The following is a 12790-nucleotide window of genomic DNA, read 5'->3' on the forward strand; positions in this document are numbered from 1 at the left end:
GCTCAACATCGGCTTCCTTGTATCTGCGGCAAACTTGAAAATCTCTCAGTTTAGGTTAAAGTAATTTTAAAAAGCCGTCTTTAATGCCTTGGTCCCGGGGTTTGGCCCTGGGAAGGGCTTCCTTCCTGACAAGCAGCAAGCCAGATCAAAGGCTTTTTGCGATACTGTCACGGTTTACGGCCCGGTGCTTTTCTGTCACAATAGCATAATTGTCATTCCGGATAAAGTCTATTGCCTAAATCCCGGGATAATTGTTTATATTTGACACTTTATGGCGTATTTGCAACAGGCCGATGATTTCAACAAACATCCGATGCATTGAAAACCGGCTGGCTGTGCATTATTTTTACTTATGAAATTGATTGAAATTTTTATATACAAGGAGATTGAATGCTCACAAGATGGGTACCATGGAAGTTTATCATTAAACGGGCTGCCAAACGATTTGGCATTATTGATCCGATCAAGCTGGCTGCGCGGATCAGGCGGTTTTCCCAGCCCTCTGAGGTTCAGGAGCCGATTGAACTGCTCCGGGCCGGCATTATCTTCCACGCCCGGGGCCTGGTCAACACCAAGGCCATTCAGTACAATCTGGACTGGATCTGGCCCTACTGGGTTCAGCGGCAGTTCAATCCATCGGATTATTCCTTTATTCCGCGGGGGTTTGCCTTCAGCCACGTTAATCTCACCCACCGCAACTGGACCGCTGTTGGCCATCCCGACCTGCAGGTCTATCCCATCATGGATCCCCGGGGCCTGGTCACACCGTTGTATGACGGCTGGTCCGTGGACTGCTGGATCATTGACGCAAACGGCAGACCACTGATTCCGTCGGCGCTGGAGAATTCAAACCAGCATCTGGATATGGATGAAAACGCTTTAAGGCTTGTGCACCAGTGCAGTGAAAACAATATGGACCTGGAAACCGGACTACAGATGCAAACCCAAAACAGTTCCGGGTACGCGCAGATTGATTACACCGGCCGGTCAGCAGCCGGGGGATGGCTGGTTGTGGCTTTGCGGCCCTATAATCCTGAAGGCATTCAGTTTATTGAATCCATTGAATTTCAGAACCATGCCCGGCCATTCTGGCTGGTGAACCGTCATACAAGGGTTTATATGGATCAGGAGCCGGACAAGATTTTGTTTTCTGATTATGGCGAGGGAGACGTGTTTGGCAAATGGGCGGATGTAAACCCCAATGTCAAACGGGTCAAATGCCGCGTGGGCATGGCCACTTCTGCAGCGTTTTTCCGCCTGGAGGAAAACCAGGCACGCCGTATCCGGGTGTCAGTGGATCTGGAAAATGATATGCCGCCGGCTTCCGAGCGCCGAAAAATTACCCTGGGCTCCTGGCAGGAACATCTTTCGGATACCGCCCGGCTTCGGGTCCCGGATGAAAAAATCCAGTTTTTGTATGACACGGCCGTGCGCTCTTTGCTGCTTTTGTCCGCGGGTGATCCGGTGCCGGGTCCGTATACCTATAACCGGTTCTGGTTCCGGGATGCCTGCCTGATGTTAAATGCCATGATGACCGCCAACATGTGCGAGCGAAGTCGCATCCGGATCGATCGGTTTCCCCGCCGGCAGGGCAGGAGCGGATACTTCCGGTCCCAGGAAGGGGAATGGGATTCCAACGGTCAGGTGCTGTGGATTATGCACCGGTACCTGGAGCTTACCGGCACACGGCCGCCAAAGACCTGGCTGGATTCGGTTCTCAAGGCCGCGGAGTGGATCGAGGAAAAACGGGCGCCCAAAAGTCCGGGCATACGCCACGGCGGGCTGCTGCCGGCTGGGTTTAGCGCCGAGCATCTGGGGCCCAATGATTATTATTACTGGGATGATTTCTGGGGCCTGGCCGGGCTTAAGGCGGCATCAAAAATGGCCGGACAGTTTCACAGTCGGGCCATGGCCGAAAGGTTTAACCGGTTTTATCAGGATTTTTACAAGTGCATATTCGGAAGCATTGCCGCCATTCCCGAGGCCAAAAGCAAAAATGCCATCCCGGCCTCGCCCTACCGGCGAATGGATGCAGGGGCCATTGGATCGCTTGTGGCCGATTATCCCCTGCAGGTCACGCCTGCGGCTGAGCCCCGGATTATGGAAACCGTGGAGTACCTCATGAATGACTGTTTTCATAAGGGGGCGTTTTTCCAGGACATGATTCATTCCGGAATCAATGCGTATCTCACCCTGGATATTGCCCAGAGCCTTCTGCGGGCCGGAGACCCGCGCTATAAGGATCTGATCGAAAAAGTGGCTGAACTGGCCACATCCACCGGCCAATGGCCCGAGGCCATCCATCCCCACAGCCTGGGCGGATGCATGGGCGACGGCCAGCACGGCTGGGCTGCGGCCGAATGGGTGGTTATGATCCGCAACCTGTTTGTGCGCGAAGAAGAAAATCATCTGATCATTGGTTCGGGAATTTTCGGGCAATGGCTTTCTGAAAACGAGCCATTGTTTTTCGGCCCAACCCCCACACCCCATGGTCCTGTGAGCGTGACCCTGACCCCTGCTCAGGGTCGTCTTGAAGTGCAGATCAACGGGCAATGGCGAAGCAGGTGTCCGGATATATTCGTTCAGGTGCCCGGCTATGAGAACGCAGCCGTGGAAGCCGGATCTCAGGACAATGAAATGCGTATCGAGGTGTGCGAAAAATGAACATCTGCATGTTCACCAATACTTATTTGCCTCATGTGGGGGGTGTGGCCCGGTCGGTTTCCCTGTTTGAAACAGACCTGAGAAAACTCGGCCGCGAGGTGCTTGTCGTAGCCCCCACGTTTCCGGACAAAAAACCCGGCCGGGAAAAGACTTCCCGGGTACTTCGGGTCCCGGCCATCCAGAACTTCAACGGCAGCGATTTTTCCGTGAGCATTCCGATTCCCTTTATCATAGATGAGGAAATCGATGCATTTGCCCCGGATATCATCCACAGCCACCATCCGTTTCTGCTCGGGGATGCGGCCATGAGAACGGCATACCGCCGGGGCCTGCCCCTGGTGTTTACCCATCATACCCTCTATGAGCAGTACACCCATTATGTTTCCTCCCAGTCGCCCACCATGAAGAAATTTGTGATTCAAATGACAACAGCCTATGCCAATATGTGCACCCATGTGGTGGCCCCGAGCCAGAGCATTGCAGACCTGTTAAAGCAGCGAGGGGTCAAAACACCGGTTACGCCCATTCCCACGGGCGTGGATTTCGAGGCATTTCACGATGGCAGCGGTAAACAATTCCGAAAAGAATTCAGCATTCCGCAAAATGCCCGTGTGATCGGTCATTTGGGGCGGCTGGCCAGGGAGAAAAACCTGTCTTTTCTGACCCGGGCCGTGGCCGCTTACATGAAGCAGGATTTTCGGGCATGGTTCGTGGTGGTGGGCGACGGCCCGGAAAAAAAGCAAATGGAGAAGGATTTGGCCGGACAGGGCTTGGGCGACCGCCTGGTGATGGCCGGCAAGCAGACCGGGGATGCCCTGGTCAATGCCTACCATGCCATGGATCTGTTTGCATTTTCCTCCAAGTCCGAAACCCAGGGCATGGTTGTCACAGAGGCCATGGCCGCGGGCAATCCCGTGGTGGCCCTGGATGCTTCGGGCGTGCGCGAAGTGGTCAGAGACGGGCACAACGGCTCTTTGCTGGATGAAGATGCTGACCCTGAAACCTTTGCCCAGGCCATTGGCCGGTTTTTTGCGGAGGATGGCCATCTGCAGGTATATTCCGAAAATGCCCGGGAGACGGCAAGAGAGTTTGACCGGATGCATTGCGCGCAAAAGCTTTCGGATCTCTATACCCACATCGGCCGGTTGCCGGCTTCCAAAAAGCAGAAGATCAATGACGATCTGTTTGGCAACTGGGAGGAAATGCTCAAGGCGGTGCGCATAGAATGGAATATGCTTTACAGCAAGCTCAATGCCGTGGCCAAAACCCTGGATTTTCTGAAATAAACCCACATTTTCCAAAAAGGAACTGTCTGCTGTGCCAAGAGATCAAAAATTACCGGATTCACTTGTTTACGGGCCCGTGCCTTCCCGCCGCCTGGGGCTGTCTCTGGGGGTGGATATCGTGCCTTACAAAACCTGCACATATGACTGCATTTACTGCCAGATCGGCCGTACCCCCCGGACCACTGTTACCCGGCGGCCCTATATTGAAAAAGACCGTATCCTGGCCGAACTTCAAACCCGTCTGGATGCCGGGGCGAGACCGGATTACATCACCGTGGGCGGCTCCGGGGAACCGACTTTGAACAGTGAAATCGGCGCTATTATCCGGGAAATTCAGCAGATCTCGACTTTCCCGGTGGCCGTGCTCACAAACGGTTCTCTTTTGTGGGATGCAGCCGTCCAAAAGGACCTGCAGGCCGCAGACGTGGTGCTGCCTTCGTTTGACGGTCATGATGCAGAAAGTTTTCAGCGTATCAACCGCCCCCATGCAGATATATCATTTGAAAAAATGGCTGCCGGTCTGGCCGGATTCCGGAAACAATATGCAGGCCGAATTTGGCTTGAGATTTTTATTGTTTCGGGTATTAATGATACAAAAGAGGCCATGGAGGCCCTAAGATCCCATTTGGAAAGTATTAATCCGGATCGGATTCATTTAAATACGGCGGTCCGGCCGCCTGCGGAAAAATATGCCGCCCAGGTGCCGGCAGACAGGCTCCAGGCCCTGGCCGAAGTTTTGGGTCCAAAGGCCGAAGTCATTGCCGAATTTGCCCACACGCATACACCCGCCCATGAAAAAGACATGGAAGCCGAGATCCTGGACATGCTGTTGCGCCGGCCGTGCACGGCTGTGGATATCGCAGACGGCCTGGCCATGGACCCGAAGGCGGTGGCTGATAAAATGGTGCAATTGACTGCAGCAAATCTTGTGGAGATCCGCAAGTCCGGCGGTCAGATTTATTATTTTCGGCCCGGCCATCAGGCAGACCGGCCCTGAACGACTTCGGCCGGCCGGGAAACCAATCGTCCGGCTCGCTTTTGCCATTGATTTGTGATATGGATATTGCCATGAACCTGATCAAGCCAGTTCAAAGAAATGCCGTTGAAGGTTCCGGCAAAGCGGATGCTCCAGACCGGGACGGCAACCGGCGCTATTCTTTTGCCGAAGAATTGGCCAATTCTGTCACCCATGGCGTCGGCGCGGTGCTAAGCATTGCTGCCCTGGCGGTGTTGCTGTTTCTTGCGTGTAAAAGCGGCGATGTGTGGCATTTGGTCGGGTTTGGCGTTTACGGGTCATGCCTGCTGATGCTTTATCTTTCTTCTTCGCTTTACCATGCGGTTGCCGGCACCCGGCTGAAAACCCTTTTTCGCAGACTGGATCATGCCTCGATTTTTTTGCTCATCGCCGGCACCTATACCCCGGTTCTTTTGATTGCCATGCGCGGCCCCTGGGGCTGGAGCCTGCTTGCGCTCATCTGGACCATGGCAGCGGCCGGACTCATTTACGAACTGATATACCTGGGCCGCCACAAGTTTGTCAGTCTGACCATTTACCTGGCCATGGGATGGTTGGCCATTGTCGCCATTAAGCCCATGCTCGCCATACTTCCCCATGGATTGCTGTATTGGGTGGTCTTTGGCGGGCTTGTCTATACAGGGGGGGTGGTCTTTTACGTATCCAAATGCCTGCCGTTTAACCATGCCATCTGGCATTTGTTTGTCCTGGGCGGCTCCGCCCTGCATTTTATCGGCATTCTGATTCATCTTACACCGCTTTCCTGACCCCGGCCGCAGGGCTTCCTTCCTGAAAAAACAGCGGACACGGTAAAAAGCTTTTTACGAAAAAACAAAATCCGTTGTTTCCCTGTTTCTCCGTTATTTTGCATGGAGTTTGCGCTGCAGGCGATTTTACGACTAAAATGAGCGAGTAAATCGCATTTAAGCCTTTACATTGGGGTTGAACCTTAGTATACAATTTTCTATCATAAAAAATAATCTTCGCACCTATCCCGTTTTTGCCCACCCGAGTGACAGGGAGATGGAAAATGAAAAACCAAGTCTTTTTCCGGCCTTTTTTCCTTTTTTTTCTTTTATTGATCAATGCAGCCCCATTAGCTGCCCAGGTATCAGAAACCCCCTCAGAATCAGAAACACAGCAGCAGCAGGAGAGCGGAGTGCTCGATGGCCTTCTCAAAACCCTGGGGGATGCAGCACAGGATTCTCTGGAGCAGGAGATTGAAGAATTCATCGGAACGTATGAAGGCCGCATCGGTGAAGTCAAATTGCTGGAAAGGCGCGGCAATGCAATTGTTCTGCAAGTCGATTACGAAGATGTCAAACGCAGGGACGGGGTTTATGTCCAGGGTGATGTTTTGCGCTGGGGACAACCCCTGGAAGGATTTTCCAGCACCCTGTCGCCCATAGAAGACAAAAAAGGGGCGGTGATTCTCATAATCGGCCGGGATTCGCAGGCGGATGCGACCGGTTGGGATACCGGTTCTGAGGACATTATGTCTGATCAAATCCTTTTATACCTGGTCCGCAAAACAGATCCGGATCGCCCTTTTGGCAGCCTGGTCTATGATTTTCAAAAAAAATGGACAGACAGCAGTGAGATTGAATCTGCTGAAGCAGAAAACGCCGAACCGGCTGATTCCGAAGAGGCCATTGAACTGGCAGAAGATGAAACCGCAGAAAACACCCAGGCCGGCACCGCCGGGCCCAAACCCCTTGAAACCGGAGCCGTGTTAAGGCCCGTTCAAACCGTGCAAATCGATCCATCACCAACTGAAAAAGTTGCACAGACTGCGGATACAGCCGGCAAGACAAACCTGCCGGCCCGGAAAATATCAATTCCCCTGGTTGCCGAATATAATTTTTTTGCTCATGCCAACAAAGCCGCATGGAAAAGCGCGGCCGGGCAACTGCCGTTTCCGGGCTCAGACAGCGACAACCGGGGGTTTGCAAGAACCCTGAAAAACGGCACCATTTATCCGGACAACAAGGCGGCCAATCTTTTGCAAACCCACCCGCAATGGGTTGACGGCGGATGGATACAGGGGCGCTTTCCGATGATGAAACTCGGCGACAACGTGATGTTTAAAAGCACCGGTGCGCTGCTCAAGGGCGCGGAAAGCTCAGACGGGGTTGTGATGACGGTTTTGGTTGTATCCGCGGACAACAAGTCCCGCAGGGTGCTTCGCAAACGCATTACAAAAAGACAATATACTCCCCTGGAAGCAGACCTGTCGGCCTGGGCGGGCAAGCCTGTCCACATTGTTTTGCGTGCTCAGGCCGGCCAAAGCAGCGACCAGGACTGGGCGGTTTGGGTCAATCCCCGGCTGGTGAGCCAATAAGCTGGCCTATGTCTTGATGGCGCCGTAAAAGTCCAATATCTGCGTTACGCGCAATTTCTCAGAATTTCAGGTACGACTAAGTACTCTGCATTCTTCGCAATTGCGCAAGCCTTGATTTTGAACTTTTACGGCACCATCTGAAATCAGACTTTTTACGGTGCCAACATGTCTTAACCGCGTTATTTTTCAGGTAGGGAGATGCGTCCATGCGAAAATTGCTGATCATCGTGTTTTGTATAAGCCTCGGTGCAGCTGCCGCCCGGGCCGGGGAACAATCCCCGGTTGTCAACAATCGCCTTTTTCAAATAAACCCAAAGCCCGCTGAAACAGACCAGTCCGCGCCGTCCCTTCAATATAAGCCGGTCACCGCGGTGCGGATACAAAAACCTGTTTTTAAAAATCTGAAAAATCTCAGGCCGATCATACCCGAGGATGCCGTTGAACAACCCCAGGGGCCCGACCCTTCGGCTGCTTTGGATTTAAGCGATATCATCGATGATCCCGCCCTGCTGGCCGACCTGGGGGTTGTCTGCGGCTGGGACAGCCATTTGATCCTCCAGGACAAGGCAGCCGCTCATGTCTTTTATTACATTCCCCGGGCCTTTCTGCTCAAACGCGATGCAGACGGCTACCGGTTCAATGTTCAGTACAATTCCCAGGCAGAGGCCGGGCAGCCTTCGGTGATGATCACAGCCGAACTCCAGGCGCCGCATCAGACAGGTGATATTCATCTGCTCAAGTCCATTCTGCACCAGGCCTTTGATCTCAAGCCCACAGATCCATTAAGCGTCAAGGCGCTGCCCGGTCTCGGGGCCACGGCGGATTTGCAGGCCCTTTCCACCGGCCTGACCCTCCCGCCGGAACGGATCCATTTGGAGCCGCCCGGGCATTTAAAGCAAGTGTTTCGGCTCACCCTTTCGCTGACCCAGGATGAAACCGAGGAGGTTCTGGCCCAGATTGCCCATGGCGGTCTGGTGGGCCGCCTCAATGTTGTGGTTGAACAAGTGCGGATTCCCGTTCCCATCCGCATTCAGTATTCCCGTTTTGCCGGCCCCCGTTTAAAGGGATTTGATCAATGGGCCCGGGGCAATCCCATTGCATCGCTGGAAAACGTAACGGATTTTCCCATGGCCCTGGCGGCCGTCAATGCCTATCGCCTGAAAAACGGCAGACTGGAGCGGCTTTCCAAAAAACTCAAACCCGTTCAAATTGATCCGGGATCTGAAAAATCCCTGAAGCTTCCGGCTGCTGAAGCGCTTTTGGGCGATAACCTCATGGTGGCCTGGATGGATTTGGATTTTGACAGCAATTGTATGCCGTGCCTTGAGACAATTGATCAGAATATCAGAAAAGGCGTGGCCCTGGCTCCGGGAAGCCTGATGCATCTGGAGGCCATTCCAGGGTTGTTTGACCAGTTCAGTGTGTACAAACTCATTGTTCACGTCCAGTCACCTTATTTTACAGCCCGGGCTTCCGCGGTTCAGAAAAAGGAAATCACCCTGACCGCTGATGACAATATCAATGAAAATCTCATGCTCTATATTCCTGCAGATAAAGGCGGGGATCCGCTGTTGTACAAATACCGTCTCGAAGCTGTCACTCAGGCGGGACAAACCCGGATGGCACCAAAATGGGAGGAAGGCAGAAAACTCACCCAGTTTTTCGGTTCCAGCCAGATGGAAGCGTTGTTTAACGGCCCGATCCAGTAATCCGGGGGGTAATAATCTGAAAGCAAAAGGTTTGAAATACCTGCTGACAGTTGCTGCTCTATGCTTGTGGCCGGTGTCTGTATGCATGGGCGCGCCGGATCTGGATTATTTTACAGATATCCGGGATGTGCGGATTTACCGGGATCACCAAAATCATTCCAGATGGTATATCACTCCGGCCAGGCCTGTTTTGGGCAGGCAAAAAGACCGCACTCCGGATTACAGCCTGGCCCTTTACCGCTATCTCGGGCGCAAGGGTACAAGTGATTCCGGGGAGTTCAGGGCGCGGGGGGTGCTGACATTCGGCATTGAGCGCTGCCGAAAACCCCAAATTCTGCCGCAAATCCGCAAAGAACTCAGCTCCAGGGGGGTCAGCGGTCCTGAAATCAGAAGCATGCCGGTTTCCAAAACCCGGATCTCCCTGATGTTTGCCGGTGAACGAGCCGGCCGGACTTACAACACCAGGTGGACAGGCGGTGCGCTGGTGCTCCCCCTGGATGCCCGGGATGCGGAGATTTTATGGGATGCTGTGACAGCCGGGCAGATCCAGGTGAGTGTGTCCATCGACGAGACCCTGGCCGGGGTGCGCAAAAAACAGGACCAATGGGAGCCCGGCACAGACGCGCAAACCCGGGTTGTGGCGGTTGAAATGGATATTGCCGCTCATCCGGATCATTTTCAGCGCACCGATCTCGGGGCGGGAATGAAAAAGGGCTATACCGGCCTGGATGTGTTCTGCTTTGATTTTGTGGAAAATCTGGAGGAAAACCTTTATGCCAAGATCGTGGAGGTGGCCATCCCCACAGCCGGCCGGGATCTGGTGGAGTCCGTGACATTTAAGGCCAACAGCGATTACCGCCGGCGTATCACGTTTAAGCTGGCAAAAGACCTGGACCAGCCCTATCGCTACAGAATTTTAAAGATTTATAAAGACGGCAGCAAAAAGACCGGACAATGGCGGCAAAAAACCGGGGAGGCGCTGCTCGATATTACCGCCTATCAAAACAAGACAGAGGAGAACCAGAAAACAGAAGAACAATGACGGCATCCGTGATTTGCCGGAAAACAGGGGGGGTAAGGTGTCAATTTTCCGAAAACTGTTTTTGATTGTTGCCTTTGCGTTGGTGTGGCTCCTGGGCGTCCAGGCGGCGGCCCAGGAAATTTTGCTGGATAAAATGGAAACCTGTGGAGATTTGATCTGTTATCCAAGCTTGGATTCGCCGGAGCGTTTTTACTATCTTCCGGATCAGCCCGGACTTGCCTATAAAAACGGCCGGCCCCAGTTTTCCTTTCTCAAGTATGCCCGGACCCGAAAGACAGGCGAAGCCGGCACAGGACAAGCTGCGGGCGGTGGCATTCTTCATTTTCTCGTGACCTACGGCGCATCTGATGAGCGGGTCCGCCGGGCTGAAAACGACCTGCGGCAGCGCCACCCGGACGCTGTTTTGGCGGGCCCGATTGCGTACCGCAACGGAAGCTTTGCCCTGGTTACATCCTTTCAGCAGGAAAATCAGCAAACCACCCGCACGGTGGCAGTCGGCAAAGCCCCTTTGATGGAAGGACAGAAGACAGCCGTATCCATGGCCCTGACCCGGCAAGGGGCGGAATTGCTGTGGGAAAGCTTCCAAAGCGATACACCGGATATCTCCCTGGTTTTTGACATGGAATTTGCCGGGATCCGGCAGCCCTATGAGGCCACCCTGGAGGCGGACTGGAAAAGGGTCAGCAAGCATGACCGCATCAAGGCCGGCTTCAAGTATCAGTGGTTCGGCGCGGACGTGGATATTCTGCTCCAGGAGCTGCGACAGACAGGCGCGGTTAAAATCACCACCAAGGGTGAAAATAAAAACATGGACCAGATCATCCAGAGTGCGAATGAGAAGTTGCTGAAAGTGATGTTTGATCCTGCGCCCGCCGATGATTTAAAGAAAGCCGCTGTTCAAAAAAACAGCTATGAGAGCCTGAATCAGGCGGTCCAGCTGCTCAAAAACGCTGCCGGCGCAAAAAAATCCAAGAAAAGCGCCGGCATTGCAAACCCAGAGGCAATTTACAGGCTGGCGGGGGACCTGCCCGCTTCTGCAGCCAAGCCTTTCTGGCAGTCGGTTTATCAGTCTCTTTTCCCTTCAGCCTATGCCGACACCTTTAGAGACCGGGCCAAGGAGCTGTATACGAAGGGGTGCGTCCATTACAGCAAAGAAGAATATCAGCAGGCGCTCGAAACTTTCAGGCAAGCCTTGGACTTCTATGTCAAAAACAAGGACGCGGAACCCCAGGGGAAAGCCGATTTACTGTTCAATGTTGGAATGTGCCTGTTCAAAATGGAACACTACGAACCCGCCATAGATCCCTTCAACCATGCCGCGGATCTCTATGGACGGGACAGCGTTAACGGAAAAGCCGCACTGGGAAAAATTGAAAAGGCAAAAGCCCTCGCCGCGGCGGGGTCCGGGGACAGGCCGGCCGCCTCAGCCGACAGCGGGGGAATCGATCCGGAAGCCGCGGAGCAGACGGCCATTGAAAAAGATGCTGGCTATGCGTACAACCACGCCCGAGGCCTGTATGAAAAAGCCCGGAAAGCCAACTTTAAACAGGCTGAAACCCAAGCAGCCCTGAAGGCTTACGAGGCTTATCAAAAAAACCAGCAACTTACAGGCAGCCGGGCCGACGAAGTCAATGGACGCATCCGCATGCTGCGCCAGCGCCTCGAAAAAAAGGCGGATGCTGCCCCCACTGCCGCCTCTGATGAAGCACAATCCGCCGGTCGGACAGCAGAAGAAGCTGCCGGCATAGCTTCGGGAAAGCTGGAGGATTCCTCCGCAGGACAGACAGCAACAACGGATGCGTCGTCAAAAGTCGGTCAGCAAGCAGCAGCAGGGGACAAAGACAAGACCGGCGTTGACAGCAGGAAAGAGGCTGCTAAAAAAACGGCCGCCCAAAAAAACCGTGCCAGTGGCGCACCGGGTTTTTCCTTGGTGGCCTCCTATGAAATGAAGCGCATCAAGCGCTCCGGCAAGATGGTCTATGAGATGAATCATTTCCGAACAGAGAACCAGGCTTTTGCCATGGCTGAAAATATCGGGGCCATCTATGCCCGATACGGCAACGATCCCCGGGTGTTTCGGGCCGTGACAATCGATGATCCGGTTTTCAAACAGCGGGAAGTCCTGGTGACGCTCGATGGACAGGATGCCGCCACTTTTACCAAGTATATGAATTTCGTTACGGTGAAAATGAAAAAGCGCCACCAGGCAGGCGATATAACCACAGATGAGGTGGTTATCACACCCGAAAGATTCAATGATTCCGGCAACCATTTTTCCATGGCGTATGGATGGAAAAACGATTCCGATCGCGAAGCCTGGCTGAATTACAAATACCAGGCCATCTGGTCCTTTCACGGCGGGGTGGAACTCCGCACCCCGTGGAAGGACACCGACAGCCCCATGCTGGCTCTGACCCCGCCCCACCGCTACAGGACAATTGCCATCGAGGGCGACGGCAGCCGCCTGACAAAGGCGGGGGTGCGCCATGGGGTAATCACCCTGAAATGCAGAATCGGGGATCATTATGTGACCCGGCAGGCCACGATCCGGAATAAAGGCCCGGCGCCATCCATGATCCTCGACATTCCCGAAGACCCGGACAATCCCGAAACCCGGATGGCCGTCACCTGGTATCTCACAGGAAGCAGAAAAATACCAACTGCAGAAAGAAAACTGGAAGGCGATATCATCTATTGGGATGAACTTCCCGGGGGAGGCATTTAAGCAATGAA

General features: G+C 53.8%; 8 protein-coding genes. All 8 read left to right on the plus strand.

From position 1 onward, the window contains the following. Window positions 1–390: 390 nt before the first annotated feature. The 8 genes from HNR65_RS03695 to HNR65_RS03730 all read left to right on the plus strand — a co-directional run bounded on the left by HNR65_RS03695 (window position 391) and on the right by HNR65_RS03730 (window position 12782). Entirely contained in the window at window positions 391–2664 is a 2274-nt protein-coding gene (locus HNR65_RS03695) for a hypothetical protein (protein ID WP_181550122.1), read from the plus strand. Further along, complete coding sequence (locus HNR65_RS03700; RefSeq protein ID WP_181550123.1) at window positions 2661–3950, plus strand: glycosyltransferase; 1290 nt, start codon at window positions 2661–2663, stop codon at window positions 3948–3950. Before HNR65_RS03695 ends, HNR65_RS03700 begins: the two co-directional genes overlap by 4 nt. A 31-nt stretch (window positions 3951–3981) precedes the next feature. Then, window positions 3982–4947, plus strand: coding sequence for a radical SAM protein (locus HNR65_RS03705; RefSeq protein WP_181550124.1), 966 nt, complete (start codon window positions 3982–3984; stop codon window positions 4945–4947). A gap of 71 nt (window positions 4948–5018) precedes the next feature. Then, window positions 5019–5732 carry a PAQR family membrane homeostasis protein TrhA gene (gene trhA / locus HNR65_RS03710; protein WP_181550125.1) on the plus strand — a complete coding sequence of 238 codons (714 nt, stop codon included), beginning with the start codon at window positions 5019–5021 and terminating at the stop codon, window positions 5730–5732. 392 nt (window positions 5733–6124) lie between these two features. After that, the gene (locus tag HNR65_RS03715) at window positions 6125–7306 is read left to right on the plus strand and encodes a hypothetical protein (protein WP_181550126.1); all 1182 of its coding nucleotides are present in this window, start codon (window positions 6125–6127) and stop codon (window positions 7304–7306) included. 206 nt (window positions 7307–7512) lie between these two features. After that, window positions 7513–9015, plus strand: coding sequence for a hypothetical protein (locus tag HNR65_RS03720; protein ID WP_181550127.1), 1503 nt, complete (start codon window positions 7513–7515; stop codon window positions 9013–9015). An 85-nt stretch (window positions 9016–9100) separates the two neighbouring features. Then, window positions 9101–10057, plus strand: a complete 957-nt coding sequence (locus HNR65_RS03725) for a hypothetical protein (protein ID WP_181550128.1) — start codon at window positions 9101–9103, stop codon at window positions 10055–10057. Window positions 10058–10094: 37 nt separating this feature from the next. Then, on the plus strand, window positions 10095–12782 hold the full coding sequence (locus HNR65_RS03730; protein ID WP_181550129.1) for a tetratricopeptide repeat protein: 2688 nt from the start codon (window positions 10095–10097) through the stop codon (window positions 12780–12782). Window positions 12783–12790 lie beyond the last annotated feature (8 nt).

This window comes from Desulfosalsimonas propionicica, from assembly GCF_013761005.1.
Taxonomy (GTDB): Bacteria; Desulfobacterota; Desulfobacteria; order Desulfobacterales; family Desulfosalsimonadaceae; genus Desulfosalsimonas; species Desulfosalsimonas propionicica.

Excerpts from the sequence above, each read along its gene's own strand:
- HNR65_RS03695 (WP_181550122.1), top strand. The coding sequence starts at position 391 with ATGCTCACAAGATGGGTACCATGGAAGTTTATCATTAAACGGGCTGCC.
- HNR65_RS03700 (WP_181550123.1), top strand. The coding sequence starts at position 2,661 with ATGAACATCTGCATGTTCACCAATACTTATTTGCCTCATGTGGGGGGT.
- trhA (WP_181550125.1), top strand. The coding sequence starts at position 5,019 with ATGAACCTGATCAAGCCAGTTCAAAGAAATGCCGTTGAAGGTTCCGGC.
- HNR65_RS03720 (WP_181550127.1), top strand. The coding sequence starts at position 7,513 with ATGCGAAAATTGCTGATCATCGTGTTTTGTATAAGCCTCGGTGCAGCT.
- HNR65_RS03725 (WP_181550128.1), top strand. The coding sequence starts at position 9,101 with ATGGGCGCGCCGGATCTGGATTATTTTACAGATATCCGGGATGTGCGG.